The organism is Fretibacter rubidus, from assembly GCF_041429785.1.
GTDB classification, from domain to species: domain Bacteria; phylum Pseudomonadota; class Alphaproteobacteria; order Caulobacterales; family Maricaulaceae; genus Fretibacter; species Fretibacter rubidus.
This window is the reverse complement of the sequence record NZ_CP163423.1, coordinates 2,733,708-2,745,864: the sequence shown is the minus strand read 5'-3', so window position 1 is coordinate 2,745,864 and position 12,157 is coordinate 2,733,708. Positions and strand designations below refer to the sequence as shown.

Below are 12,157 nucleotides of genomic sequence, written 5' to 3'. Positions count from 1 at the left end.
ACTACTCAGCGTCAGCTTTCTCAGGCTCTGATGTTTCGGTCGCCTCTTCACCGAGGACGGGGCGCAGAATTTCATCAAATGTTTCCATGGTGAAAACTTGCTGACCATCCGCTGTGCGGCTGACTTTTTCGCCATTTAGGAAAAATGACGGAGTGCCTGTCACACCGTTATCAAGACCGTTTTGCACTTTGGCTTCATAATCAGCGATGCGTTGTTCGTCCTTTAGGCACGCCATTGTTTCTTCCTCGGATAGGCCGCCCGCTTTGCCGATTGCGATATATTCTTCGAGAACTTTGCCCGTTTGCATGGCTTTGAAGATTTGCTGTTGGCGATTAAACTGTAATTTGATGTTATCAAAAAACCGATCTGGGCCTGAACAATTGGCAATGAGAAAACCAGCCTGCGCGAGGTTTTCAGGTTGTGTTGGAAACTCACGAAAGACGAAGCGCACAAGGCCCGTATCGATATATTTTTTCTTAAAATCGGGATAGACCGTATTATGCCAATTGGCACAGGCCCCGCACATGACAGAGGCATGCTCAACGATTGTCGCTTTTGCATCTGGACTGCCGATGGCGTGATCATTGACGATTTCGAAACTACCCGCTTTGCCTGACGTGGGTGTTGTCGTGCCGCCGTCACTGCCGCAGCTTGCTAATATAATCGCTGCTGCCGTCGCGCTTAGCACTTTGGCAAAACGAAATCCGCCGCGCGAATCGGTGTTAAAAAAGTTTTTCATATCGCAGTTTCTCACTATCAAAGGGTTTCGCAAGTAATTGTGGTCATATTTCGTTAACTTATTAACAATTTATGACCAAAAGCCCACCGATGCGATGATGGGCGGGCTTTAGTTTTAAGGTATTTTCGCGTTTTGGCGCGGGACTTAGGGCAATAAAGCTTTGATGGAGGCCGCATCTGACGGTCCCTCAACGACGTCGCCATTCAGGATGAGGGCGGGGACGCCCGTCAAATTGGCGGCGCGCGCCCGGGTCATGGATTGCTCGACACGCTCAAATCCGTCCTCATTATCAAAACAAGTGAACATCGCTTCTTGACCCTTAATATCAGCGATGGCCGCAATTTCCAAGAAACGCTCAATCGCTTTCCCCTCTTTCAAGGCGGCAAAAGTGTCCTCTTGGTTTTCCATTTGAAACTGTAGGACGTCAAAATATTTGTCAGCCCCTGCGCAATTGGCCAGTTGAAAGCCCGCCATTGAGACCTCTACCGGGCCTGTCGGAAATTCACGAAAGACCATTTTCATTTTACCTTTTTCAATCAGCTCTTTTTGTAAAATGGGATAATCATTGGTGAACCAATCCCCGCAATGCGGACAGGTGACAGAAGCATAAACAATGAGTGTATTGGGCGCGTCAGCCTGACCTACGACATGATCTTCAGGGCTTTGGCTATAGATATGGCTGACCTTGGCAATTTCCTCTGGCGACATGGACGGCGGCTTGGCATGGCTATGGCCGTCTGCGCCGTGGTCATGACCCGCGTGGCTATCTTGTGCGTTCGCTGAAAAGGCAAAGCTGACGGCGCTAGCCAAGAGAACGGCGGTGAGGAACTGTTTCATCATAATCATCTATCCTGATTAAAGTTATGTCTTGTTACTATATTGGCGGGTCTCAGACAGTGTTTTTTTACCCAAGGTCTCTAGCGCCTGTCTTAGCGCATCATCTTTGATATGGGCTAGGCTTGATTGCAGTTCGCGTGCCTCTGTCGCAGATAGCCCGCGGGGTGAGGGCTTGGGCGCGGCACTCTGGGGGGCAGTTTTCATGGCCCCGTGAATGACTTTAATACGCGCAATATGGCCATATCCTAAAAAGCTATTCAGCCTATCGAGAATTTGCCCGCTTGAGGCCATAATAAGGGCCGCCGCCGCGCCGGGGGCTTTTATAACTAAAGTCCGCCCGTCTTTACCGCCCATAATTTTCACAGGGCGAGAGATTTTGGCAAAACGCTTTCCGGCGATTTGCTCCCAATTTTGATGGATGGGCGTTACGCCCGCGCCGAATTTAGAACTGAGCGGTTTGATTATTTTCGCAACAGATACGGATGCCTTGGGCGCATGGCGATACTGTCTGCGCCCGCGCTGCTCAGAGAGCCAACGGGTGAGTTTGGCTTGATCTTCACGCGACAATTTTTCTGTCTCTTCATCCACGGCTTCTCATTGCCTTATTGCGGCGCAAAGGACAAGTTACAGCTATGAAAGAGACGTCAAAATCGCCGCCTGACTTAAAACCATCCGATGAGCTATCCGCCATGCGCCGCGCTTTGCTGGCTTGGTATGACGACGGCGGACGGACATTGCCGTGGCGGGTCAGGCCAGAGGACCGCGCAAAGGGGATAACCCCTGATCCTTATGCCGTGTGGTTATCCGAAATCATGCTCCAGCAAACCACGGTGCCGCACGCCACGCCCTATTGGCGTAAATTCCTTGCGCGTTTTCCAACTGTGACTGATTTGGCGCAGGCAGACCGCGACGAGGTCTTGGCCATGTGGGCGGGGCTGGGATATTATGCGCGTGCGCGTAATTTGCATAAATGCGCTGGCGTCGTGGCGGATGATCATGACGGCGTTTTCCCGTTGACCGAGACGGCATTATTAAAGCTACCCGGTATTGGCGCCTATACCGCGGCGACCATTGCTGCCATTTGTCATGACGAAGCGACAACCATTGTGGACGGCAATGTCGAGCGGGTTATCAGCCGTATTTTTATGGTGCAGACGCCGCTGCCAAAGGGCAAATCTGACCTGCGTGCTTTGGCGGCGGCATTGTCTGATCCGACATTAGACGGGTTTGAACGGCCCGGCGATTACGGCCAAGCGGTGATGGATTTGGGCGCGACGGTCTGCACCCCGCGAAGCCCGACGTGCGGTCTTTGTCCGTGGTCGGGTGATTGCGCGGCCAAGGCGGCAGGTGTGCAAACGGATTATCCGAAGAAAACTCCCAAGAAAAAACTCCCCGTCAGGCACGGCGCTGCTTTCGTTTTGCGCAGCGGGGATGCGGTGTTGCTGCACCGCCGCCCTGACACGGGATTGCTCGGCGGGATGATGGGCTTTCCAGGCACGGAATGGGGGCCAAAGCCAAAGGACGATGTGATACGCGCGGCGGAACCAACCCCGCGCAATTGGGAGCAATCAGCAGTGGAGGTGCGCCATGTGTTTACACATTTCGAGCTGCGGTTAAGTGTATTCCATAGCGAGATCGCGGCCGAGTTACGAGGCGAGGCCACGGGAGACGTCGCGATTTGGGCGCCGCTTGACCGTATAAAAGATTACGCTTTGCCAACCGTGATGACCAAAGTGCTGAAAGCCGCCCATTAAGGCGCGCGCAAATAAATCCGTCTTTGGCCGACATCAATCACCGCTTGGTTGGTAATAAGAAAATCCTGCCCGATAATTCCGTCGACATTAACGCCAGAGGTCTGCGCGACAATTCCAACCAAAGCCGATAGGTCGGCGCTGGTCATCTCTGGCAGGCGGTAGCCTCTGTTGTCGACTGAAATAGAGCGCAGGCGATAGCGGGTTAAGGTGATATTGCCTGTCGGCATCGTCGCGGGGCGTTGACCAAGCGCGTCATCACGGGACAGGTAAAACCGCGGCGTACGCGGGCTATGGACGATAGAAAAAGCCGCCCCCGTATCGACAATAAATTGCCCCGTCACGCCGTTGATTGTGGCGGTTAAAACATCATGATTGCTGACCACGCGGCGCAGCGATACGGCGTGGTAGCCTTGGGCTTGCATCACGGCGGGCAGGGAGGTGGCGGTCGGTTGTACGGCTTCGGCCCCATTGCAAGCATAAAGCCCAAGGGCGGCAATAATCGCCCCCATGGCGAGCGCAGATTTTATAGCTCTGCGCGTGGCCACGCTTAAACTGCTTCGGCCATTTGTTGACGCACGATAGAGCGTAGCGCGTCAATTTGCGTTGGGCCTTGGGGTGTTTGGAAATGCCAAAATGTCCAGCCATTACAGCTCGGCGCGCCTTGTACAGAAGCCCCCACTTGGTGGATAGAGCCTGTATGCTTGCCCGAGATTAGCGACCCATCTGCGCGGACTTGGGCGCGGTGCTCTGAATTGGACGAATATAACATGGTGCCGGGATTAATCAGCCCGCGTTCCAGCAGGGTCGGGAATGCGACTTTCGGCGCAGACCGCTTGGACGGGGTGACCGCAATCGCTTGGCCTGTGCCTGTCGTGATTTTCTCAATTCGGCGTTTGGCGTGGATGATATATTCTTCTTCCATCTCAAACCCAATAAAATCCCGGCCGAGCTTTTTCGCAACCGCGCCCGTTGTGCCTGTGCCAAAAAACGGATCGACAATCACGTCGCCAGGATTACTGGTCGCCATGATAACACGGTTTAACAAGCTTTCAGGTTTTTGCGTGGGGTGAGCTTTCTCGCCGCTTTTTTTCTTAAGGCGTTCCAGCCCCGTGCAAATCGGCAGCGTCCAATCAGAGCGCATTTGCACCCCGTCATTCATCATCTTCATCGCGTCATAATGAAAGGTCGGGCGCGCGTCCTCTGTTTTGGTTGCCCAGATGAGGGTTTCATGGGCGTTGGTAAAACGCGTGCCCCGGAAATTGGGCATAGGGTTGGTCTTGCGCCAGATAATATCATTTTGCACCCAAAACTGCTGGTCTTGCAAAATCGTCCCGACGCGGAAAATGTTATGATAGCTGCCGATGACCCAAAACGACCCGTTGGGTTTTAGGATACGGCGCGCGGCTTTCATCCAGTCATGGGTAAATAAATCATAGGCGTCCATGGTATCAAACTGATCCCAGTCCTCTGTCACGCCGTTGACAACTGAATTATCAGGTCGGGATAAATCCCCACCGAGCTGTAGATTATAAGGCGGATCAGCAAAAATCAGATCCACAGAGTCTTCGGGCAGTGCGTTCATGCCGTCGATACAATTGCCCTGAATGATTGTATTCAGCGGTAGTTTTGGTTTTTTTATCAGTGTCACGCGGCGTGCCCTTGCGTTTTGTGGTAATCAGTTGATTTCCTGCATTTGCTGATTTGCTTACCAAGGTCTTAACCCGCTGAAAAATATATAAAATTTACCTTTTGTTAGGGGAGGTTAACAAGGCCGTGTCGAGTCTAAAAATACTATAGCCAAAAAATTCATCACGGTTTATATTTCAAAAATAACAGAGGGTGCATTCAGTCAGATTAAAGGGCGCTTTATGGATGTGAAACGGCAAGACGAAACCATTGTTTTTGAACTTGATTGCCGGTTTACGGATGTCGTGGACCATTGGTCATTGCCTGTCATGATACTGGACAGGCAATTACGATTTGTCTTTGCAAATGACGCTTATTTGACATCAACAAAGTCTGATTGGGACATGGTCAAGGGACAACATGTCTTTGAGGTGTTCCCAGATTCGCCAGAGCGGGTAGCGCAAGTCCATGATTACTTTCGACGCGGATTTGACGGTGAGAAAACCCGCATGGACGAACAGCCGTTTATTCTAACGGATGATAACGGTCACGAGGTCACCCATTATTGGCAAGCCGTGCAAGAGCCGATGCGGAATAAAAACGGCGATATCACCCATGTCATTCAATATTGCGAAGACGTTACCGCCCGCGTTCATGCCCAGCGCGAACAAGCCATAATCGCGGGCGAATTAGAACACCGCGTGAAAAACGTGATGAGCGTCATTCAATCTGTGGCGCGTATAACCAGTCGCAATCACGATTCCGTTGAAGATTTCACGCATGATTTTATCAGTCGTATTAATGCCATGAGCCGCAACCACTCCCGCCTTTATAGAAATGATTTTCAAGGTGCGACTTTGCGCGAAATTTTTGCGGAAGAACTCGACGCTATGTCAATTGACGCATCACATGGCTATGATCTTAACGGAGATGACGTTAATTTTAATACGGCGCTATCCAAGGACTTTTCGATGGTCGTGCATGAACTCGTGACCAACGCGGTCAAATACGGCTGTTTTAGCTGCCCAGGTGGAACACTATTGGTGACTTGGGAGCGTGATAGTGATGGGGTCAAGATTAAATGGGAGGAAAGCGGCGTTGGCCCTATTGGCAATATTGACCGTGATGGCTTTGGCACGAAACTTATCCGCATGCTCCGCAATATAGACTGCGAACGCATCGCCACGCCTGATGGCTTGCATGTGCATATGACCGTGACGCTATAGTCTTACTGCGCGCTTAAAACCTCACCTGCGAGGTATAATGACCCGCAGATTAAGATACGCGGCGGTATGATGGGCTCGTCCACAGTTTGGCGCGACAGGCCTTCGCCCGTATTAATCGCCAATTGCACCGCCGCCGTTAGGTTGGACGCGACATAGCCCGTGGTAAAACGCGCGCGTGCTAACTCGATTAGTGTCTCAGGCGCAAGGGCAGCGTGGCCCGGAATGGTCACGCCAATCACGGCGCTGGCCAATCCTTGAAAGGCGTCTAAAAAGCCGCCGATATCTTTATTGGCCAAAATACCAGTGACGAGGATCAGCGGGCGCGGCGTCTCGCTCTCAAGCTCCGCCATAGCGGAGGCGAGCGCCAGGGCGGCATGGGGATTATGCCCGCCGTCAAGCCAAAGCTCCCCGCCGCTTTCCGCGACAAGGTCTGCATATGGCCCAGTGGTCAGGTTTTGCAAGCGCGCAGGCCAAGACACCGTCTCTAGCCCGCGTTCAATCGCGCGGTCGCTAATCTGCATATGACGGGCCAAGGTAATGGCCAGCCCTGCGTTTTTAATCTGGTGCTCCCCAATCAGCGCAGGCAGCGGCAAGTCCATCAGGCTATTGCCGTTTTCATAAACCAGCCGTCCATGTTGGCGGTAGGTCCGAAAATCCTGTCCCCAAAACAGCGGCGTAATGTTGTTTTTATTGCCAGCCGCTTCCATCACCGCGCGGACCGCGTCGCGCTGCGGCCCGACGGCGGCGGGGCAATAGGGTTTCATAATGCCAGCCTTTTCGCGGCCAATGCCGGCAATATCGCGGCCTAAAAATTCGGCGTGATCCAGATCGACTGGGGTGATACCGACAACGGCGGGGTTTTCAATGACATTGGTCGCGTCATAACGCCCGCCAAGGCCGACCTCTATGATGCAAATATCGGCGGGTGTTTCGGCAAACGCCAGAAACGCCGCAGCTGTGGTGGCTTCAAAAAAAGACAGCGGCTGTCCGTCATTAGCCGTTTGCACCCGTGCAATAACGTCCAGCAATTGCGTGTCTGATATTTCCTCAGACGCCACAACAATGCGTTCGCGAAAATGCACCAAATGCGGGGAGGTATAGACATGCGCTTTTAGGCCGTCGGCCTCTGCCATGGCGCGCAACATAGCCACGGTAGAGCCTTTGCCGTTCGTACCCGCAATATGCACAGTCGGCGGCAGTTTTTTATGCGGATCGCCCAGGGTGGACAGCACACGCTCAATCCGCGACAGGCCGAGGTCAATTTTCTTGGGATGCAGGGCGGATAGCTGCGCGAGCGCTGTTTCTAATGCGCTTGCGGTCGCGGGTGTGTTCTCGGTCATTCCGCTTCAGCGTAAACAGCGTCTTTTTGCATCAACACCGCCAGAATATCAGACAGCGTTTTGCGCATGTCATTGCGGTGGACGACTTGGTCAATCATGCCTTTTTCTTTAAGGAACTCTGCACGTTGGAACCCTTCGGGCAATTTTTCGCGAATGGTTTCTTCAATCACGCGCGGCCCGGCAAAACAAATCAGCGCGCCTGGCTCTGCCAGATGAATATCACCCAGCATGGCGTAACTCGCCGTGACGCCGCCTGTGGTCGGATCGCACAGCACCACGATATAGGGCAGCCCCGCTTCGCGCAATTCTTGCACGGCAATCGTCGTGCGCGGCATTTGCATCAGCGACAGCGCGCCTTCTTGCATACGCGCGCCGCCAGCGGCTGTGAACGCGACCATAGGCAATTTATGCGCAACCGCATATTCTGCCGCTTTGATAAAGCCTTCGCCCGCCGCCATGCCGAGTGACCCGCCCATAAAGGCAAAGTTTTGCACCAACACAACGGTCTCTATCCCGCCGATTTTACCGACACCAATTGACATAGCGTCATCATCGCCTGTCTTGGTGCGCGCGGCTTTTAAACGGTCCGTATATTTTTTATCGTCTTTAAATTTAAGCGGGTCTTTGGCAACTTGCGGCACCTCGACCTCGGTATAGACGCCGTCATCAAAGGTATAACCCAGCCGCATTTCGGGGCCAAGGCGCAGGTGATGCCCCGCAGGGGTGACATGCAAAAGTCCCGGCAAATCAGCCGAGAAAACCATCTCGCCCGATTTGGGACATTTGATCCATAAATTATCCGGGCTGTCCTTCTTGGTGAAGATATTTTTGACGCCGGGCGGGGTAAGTTTTGTAATCCAATTCATAGCCCCCTCCTGCCCCAATTTCGCGCCAAGAGCAATAGAGAGCGGGTTAAATGACGGATAGTGTTTTGACTCAAGGTGCTATTGCCGCGCCCTATTGTCGAGTTGTGCAAATCCCGTTACGCCTATGTCAAAGATGTGCGCCCTTGGTATCATGAGAAGCTTGGGTGTCATGAAAAGGATGCGTTATGGCAAACGGACAGGGTGGCCCTGAAATTGAACGGTTGATTGGCTTGCTCGCCAAGCTGCCGGGGCTTGGGCCGCGCTCAGCAAGGCGGGCGGCGCTTGATCTCATTAAAAAACGCGACCGCTTGATGCGGCCTCTGGCCCAAGCGCTTATGGATGCGGCCAATCATATCACGGAATGCGAAAACTGCGGGAACCTTGATGCCTGTTCGCCGTGCAATATTTGCGCGGCCCCGGGGCGGGATCAGGCGCTGATTTGTGTGGTCCAAGATGTATCGGATTTATGGGCGATGGAACGGGCGGCGGCCTTTCGCGGGACCTATCATGTGCTGGGTGGGACCCTGTCCGCGATTGAGGGCATACGGCCAGAGGATTTAAACATTGCGCGGCTGATTACCCGCGCGAGCCGTGACGGAGTATCGGAGATAATCCTCGCCATGAACGCGACAGTCGACGGTCAAACCACGGCGCATTATATTACAGATCAGCTCTCTGGTACGGGCGTGAGCGTCTCGCGCCTGGCCCACGGCGTGCCTGTCGGTGGGGAGCTTGATTATCTGGACGACGGCACAATCTCGGCCGCGATGAAAAGCCGCCGTCCGTTTTAGTGATGTTTGGCCAATCTAAAACACTCCCGATAATCCTGCTTGTGGCCGCGAACCTTGTGCCGCTCATTGGGTTGTTTGCGTTTGGTTGGACGGTGAACTCGATACTGGTGGTTTATTGGGTCGAGAGCGTGATTATCGGGATTTTGAACATCCCTCGTATTCTCGCGGCGGGCAGCGGGCCAAAAATAAATGGGGTACCAAGCCAGCACGGCAAAAGCCTTGGCGGCAAAATATTTTTAAGCCTCTTTTTCACTGTGCATTTTGGAGGATTTTGCGCCGCCCATGCGGCCTTTCTAGGCTCGCTTTTTGAGGCAGGGCCAGAGTTTGCGCAGCTTTTATCGGGCGGGCCGCTTCTGTGGACAGCAGCCGTTTTTTTGTTCAGCCATAGTGTGTCATTTGTTATGCGGTTATCGCGCGGTGAATTTGTGTCAAAAAACCCGCAGGCCCAGCTGTTCGCGCCTTATGGCCGTGTTATGATTATGCATATGACAGTTCTATTTGGCGGCTTTGCGATGCAAAGTTTTGGCGCGCCGATTGCGGCCTTGATTCTGTTGATTGCGCTAAAGACGATTGTGGATTTGGGCGCGCATCTGCGCGAGACCCGTAAAGCCGAAGAGACAGCTACGCCCCCTATAGTTCTTCCAGCGTCGAGCGCCCCTTAGAGCGGTTGCCGCATGTCCAGCGCCAGCGCTCATAAAGGCGGATTTTCCCGTTGCTCATAATCTCTGGTGTGGACTGACAAATCCCTGTCATCAGATCGCCGTTTTCGGTCATATGATGGTAACGCATATCGATGCGCCCGCGTTCGTCAACTGTGCCGATAAGGTGCCCGAAATAGACATCCCCACCCGCATAGGTGCCGGTCAGCATATCGCCTTTTTGCTCATATTTGAAAATTGTCTCTGATGTTGTATCTGAGCCGTCCGTTGTCGCGACGGGACGAAACAATCGCCCGCCGTAGTAAATGTCATAATCTTTTATCGCCACGCCCTATGACCGATTATCTTTCAGGGACGGTTTGACAAATTCCGTGACATTGCTGGCGCTGTCTGCCTCTGACCCGGCCACATCTAGGCTCTCTATTTTGTCGGCGCGCTTGGTGATTTTCTCGGTCGAGATCCGGATTTTGCGAATGTCTTCGCCTGTCTGGTTAAAATGACTTTGTAGTTTGGCGACACGGTCATCCAGCAAGGTCACATCTTTGGCCATCATGCCAACCTCGCGCTGGATGATATGGGCTTGTTCGCGCATGGCGGCGTCCTTCATTACGGCACGCATGGTATGCAGCGTCGCCATGAATGTCGTCGGCGAGACAATCATCACCTTTTGCGCAAAGCCTTGCTCGACGACCAGCGGGAAATTGGCGTGCAGTTCGGCATAGACAGCCTCGCTGGGCAGGAACAACAGCGCAATATCGTGGGTCTCTCCAAAAATGAGGTATTTCTCGGCCACCGCTTTGATATGCACCAGCATATCGCGGGCGAAATCACGACCCGCTTGAACGCTGCCGTCTGTATTATCAGCGTCGGTTAAACGCCGCCACGCTTCCATGGGAAATTTACTATCAATCGCCACATCGCCTTGGTCATTGGGCATATGGATCAGGGCATCGACGCGCTTGCCGTTGGATAATGTGTGCTGAAAACTATAGGCATTGGGCGGCAAGTAATTCTCGATCAGGTCCTGCATTTGCTTCTCGCCAAAGGCGCCGCGTGATTGTTTATTAGATAGCAAGCTTTGCAGGCCCGACACTTCGCCCGACAGCGTTTCAATATTTTTCTGCGCGCGGTCAATCAGGGCCAGGCGTTCATGCAGCTGTTTTAGGTTTTGTGAATTGCGTTCTTGCGTCTCGACAATCGAGCGCCCGACGGTCTCGGACACTTTGGACAGTCGTGTATCAAGGCTCTCTCGGAACAAGGTTTCGCGCTGCGCGCTATCATCGGCAAATTGCGCAAGCCGTCCTTGCAGGGCCGCTTGCTGCTGCGCCATATCGGTCAACTGTTGTTCCAGCACAGGGTTTTTTGCCCCGCGACGGGCGAGCAGCAGCGTGATTAAAATACCCAGCAGCAACAGCGCCGCCCAGAGGCACAGCTCGACCAGCGTCAGCTCTATGCCTTGATATGATAAAAGTGGATCCATAGCGCTGTGTCCCACAGATTCGGCGGGCTTGCAAGAAAACAGAACAAAGACGAAACTTTTTAAAGGGGGCGAGGGCGCGTCTGTCCAAAGTTTAACCTCCATAGGGGTTATCACAGCCATATTTTCGTCATTTATTAACTATAGTTTTGCACGGTGACCACTGATGGGCACAAAAGGATAATTATTATGACGGATTTCTCTATCAAACGCGTGGCCATGGCCACAACAGCAGCAATAATGATGATGAGCGGTGGTCTTAGCGGCTGCGCCACGGCGCCTAATGACCCGACAGGCAAGTCTGACGTACGCGACGCGCAAAACCGCAATATTAACCGTGCGGAAACTTATAATGAGAGCGAGCTGGTTGCGGGGATTTCCACCCATTTGGGCGTGACATCGGAATCAGCAGCCTCTGCCATTGAACGCCTGTTTAAAGACCGGGGTCGTCCTGTTGGCTATATCACTGGCGAAGAAGGCGGCGGTGCGGTTATCGGCGGTGTGCGCTACGGCAAAGGCACGCTATGGATGAAAAATGGCACGTCACAAGAAATTTACTGGCAAGGGCCCAGCATTGGCTTTGACTGGGGCGCGGATGCGTCGAAAGTCTTTACGCTGGTTTACGGTCTGACCGATCCGAATTATATTTTCCAGCGTTTCCCGGGCGCTGATGGTTCGGCATTTTTAGTGGCCGGTATGGCGGTGAATTATCAACGGGCTAACGGCATTACGCTCGCGCCCGTACGCAGCGGTGTTGGCGTGCGCCTCGGCGCAAATGTCGGCTATACGAGCTATACACGAAAGCGGAATTTGATACCGCTCTAGGGATAAAACTCATTTGT

14 protein-coding genes are annotated in these 12,157 nt (G+C 53.2%); 5 read left to right on the top strand and 9 right to left on the bottom strand.

Translation table 11 applies throughout. From position 1 onward, the window contains the following. Position 1: 1 nt before the first annotated feature. The 3 genes from AB6B37_RS12680 to AB6B37_RS12670 all read right to left on the bottom strand — a co-directional run bounded on the left by AB6B37_RS12680 (position 2) and on the right by AB6B37_RS12670 (position 2,164). Positions 2 to 739 carry a thioredoxin domain-containing protein gene (locus AB6B37_RS12680; RefSeq protein WP_371396176.1) on the bottom strand — a complete coding sequence of 246 codons (738 nt, stop codon included), beginning with the start codon at positions 737 to 739 and terminating at the stop codon, positions 2 to 4. 144 nt (positions 740 to 883) lie between these two features. Continuing rightward, the gene (locus tag AB6B37_RS12675; protein WP_371396175.1) at positions 884 to 1,585 is read right to left on the bottom strand and encodes a thioredoxin domain-containing protein; all 702 of its coding nucleotides are present in this window, start codon (positions 1,583 to 1,585) and stop codon (positions 884 to 886) included. A 15-nt stretch (positions 1,586 to 1,600) separates the two neighbouring features. Next, positions 1,601 to 2,164, bottom strand: coding sequence for a DUF721 domain-containing protein (locus AB6B37_RS12670; RefSeq protein ID WP_371396174.1), 564 nt, complete (start codon positions 2,162 to 2,164; stop codon positions 1,601 to 1,603). Between the two features lie 44 nt (positions 2,165 to 2,208). Between AB6B37_RS12670 and mutY the strand changes: the two genes are divergently transcribed. Further along, a complete protein-coding gene (mutY, locus tag AB6B37_RS12665; RefSeq protein WP_371396173.1) occupies positions 2,209 to 3,330 on the top strand; it encodes an A/G-specific adenine glycosylase in 1,122 nt (373 codons plus the stop codon). Here mutY and AB6B37_RS12660 read toward each other — a convergent pair. Next, positions 3,327 to 3,875 carry an aspartyl protease family protein gene (locus tag AB6B37_RS12660; RefSeq protein ID WP_371396172.1) on the bottom strand — a complete coding sequence of 183 codons (549 nt, stop codon included), beginning with the start codon at positions 3,873 to 3,875 and terminating at the stop codon, positions 3,327 to 3,329. The two genes, mutY and AB6B37_RS12660, sit on opposite strands and share 4 nt — an antisense overlap. 2 nt (positions 3,876 to 3,877) lie before the next feature. Next, positions 3,878 to 4,912: a site-specific DNA-methyltransferase gene (locus tag AB6B37_RS12655; RefSeq protein ID WP_371398457.1), complete on the bottom strand. Its 1,035-nt coding sequence runs from the start codon at positions 4,910 to 4,912 to the stop codon at positions 3,878 to 3,880. 286 nt (positions 4,913 to 5,198) lie between these two features. Here AB6B37_RS12655 and AB6B37_RS12650 point away from each other — a divergent pair, with 286 nt between their 5' ends. Beyond that, positions 5,199 to 6,182 (top strand): sensor histidine kinase, encoded by a 984-nt coding sequence (locus tag AB6B37_RS12650; RefSeq protein WP_371396171.1) that lies wholly within the window; start codon positions 5,199 to 5,201, stop codon positions 6,180 to 6,182. A 2-nt stretch (positions 6,183 to 6,184) separates the two neighbouring features. Here the strand turns inward: AB6B37_RS12650 and AB6B37_RS12645 are convergent, their stop codons facing one another. Both AB6B37_RS12645 and accD read right to left on the bottom strand, forming a co-directional pair. Beyond that, positions 6,185 to 7,522 carry a folylpolyglutamate synthase/dihydrofolate synthase family protein gene (locus tag AB6B37_RS12645; RefSeq protein ID WP_371396170.1) on the bottom strand — a complete coding sequence of 446 codons (1,338 nt, stop codon included), beginning with the start codon at positions 7,520 to 7,522 and terminating at the stop codon, positions 6,185 to 6,187. Then, the gene (accD, locus tag AB6B37_RS12640; protein WP_371396169.1) at positions 7,519 to 8,388 is read right to left on the bottom strand and encodes an acetyl-CoA carboxylase, carboxyltransferase subunit beta; all 870 of its coding nucleotides are present in this window, start codon (positions 8,386 to 8,388) and stop codon (positions 7,519 to 7,521) included. The genes AB6B37_RS12645 and accD overlap by 4 nt, the downstream gene beginning before the upstream one ends. 185 nt (positions 8,389 to 8,573) lie before the next feature. Here accD and recR point away from each other — a divergent pair, with 185 nt between their 5' ends. Both recR and AB6B37_RS12630 read left to right on the top strand, forming a co-directional pair. Beyond that, positions 8,574 to 9,179: a recombination mediator RecR gene (gene recR / locus AB6B37_RS12635; RefSeq protein ID WP_371396168.1), complete on the top strand. Its 606-nt coding sequence runs from the start codon at positions 8,574 to 8,576 to the stop codon at positions 9,177 to 9,179. A 2-nt stretch (positions 9,180 to 9,181) separates the two neighbouring features. Continuing rightward, positions 9,182 to 9,841, top strand: a complete 660-nt coding sequence (locus AB6B37_RS12630) for a DUF6498-containing protein (RefSeq protein ID WP_371398456.1) — start codon at positions 9,182 to 9,184, stop codon at positions 9,839 to 9,841. Here AB6B37_RS12630 and AB6B37_RS12625 read toward each other — a convergent pair. Both AB6B37_RS12625 and AB6B37_RS12620 read right to left on the bottom strand, forming a co-directional pair. Next, complete coding sequence (locus AB6B37_RS12625; protein ID WP_371396167.1) at positions 9,810 to 10,166, bottom strand: n-acetylglutamate synthase; 357 nt, start codon at positions 10,164 to 10,166, stop codon at positions 9,810 to 9,812. The genes AB6B37_RS12630 and AB6B37_RS12625 overlap by 32 nt on opposite strands. Positions 10,167 to 10,169: 3 nt before the next feature. After that, positions 10,170 to 11,318, bottom strand: a complete 1,149-nt coding sequence (locus AB6B37_RS12620; protein WP_371396166.1) for a DNA recombination protein RmuC — start codon at positions 11,316 to 11,318, stop codon at positions 10,170 to 10,172. A 186-nt stretch (positions 11,319 to 11,504) separates the two neighbouring features. Between AB6B37_RS12620 and AB6B37_RS12615 the strand changes: the two genes are divergently transcribed. Then, on the top strand, positions 11,505 to 12,140 hold the full coding sequence (locus tag AB6B37_RS12615) for a DUF1134 domain-containing protein (RefSeq protein ID WP_371396165.1): 636 nt from the start codon (positions 11,505 to 11,507) through the stop codon (positions 12,138 to 12,140). Positions 12,141 to 12,157: the final 17 nt, after the last annotated feature.

What these genes read in the sequence shown, in the direction of transcription:
- AB6B37_RS12680 (WP_371396176.1), bottom strand. Translation starts at nt 739, where the DNA reads ATGAAAAACTTTTTTAACACCGATTCGCGCGGCGGATTTCGTTTTGCC.
- AB6B37_RS12675 (WP_371396175.1), bottom strand. Translation starts at nt 1,585, where the DNA reads ATGATTATGATGAAACAGTTCCTCACCGCCGTTCTCTTGGCTAGCGCC.
- mutY (WP_371396173.1), top strand. Translation starts at nt 2,209, where the DNA reads ATGAAAGAGACGTCAAAATCGCCGCCTGACTTAAAACCATCCGATGAG.
- AB6B37_RS12655 (WP_371398457.1), bottom strand. Translation starts at nt 4,912, where the DNA reads ATGAACGCACTGCCCGAAGACTCTGTGGATCTGATTTTTGCTGATCCG.
- AB6B37_RS12650 (WP_371396171.1), top strand. Translation starts at nt 5,199, where the DNA reads ATGGATGTGAAACGGCAAGACGAAACCATTGTTTTTGAACTTGATTGC.
- AB6B37_RS12645 (WP_371396170.1), bottom strand. Translation starts at nt 7,522, where the DNA reads ATGACCGAGAACACACCCGCGACCGCAAGCGCATTAGAAACAGCGCTC.
- accD (WP_371396169.1), bottom strand. Translation starts at nt 8,388, where the DNA reads ATGAATTGGATTACAAAACTTACCCCGCCCGGCGTCAAAAATATCTTC.
- recR (WP_371396168.1), top strand. Translation starts at nt 8,574, where the DNA reads ATGGCAAACGGACAGGGTGGCCCTGAAATTGAACGGTTGATTGGCTTG.
- AB6B37_RS12630 (WP_371398456.1), top strand. Translation starts at nt 9,182, where the DNA reads ATGTTTGGCCAATCTAAAACACTCCCGATAATCCTGCTTGTGGCCGCG.
- AB6B37_RS12620 (WP_371396166.1), bottom strand. Translation starts at nt 11,318, where the DNA reads ATGGATCCACTTTTATCATATCAAGGCATAGAGCTGACGCTGGTCGAG.
- AB6B37_RS12615 (WP_371396165.1), top strand. Translation starts at nt 11,505, where the DNA reads ATGACGGATTTCTCTATCAAACGCGTGGCCATGGCCACAACAGCAGCA.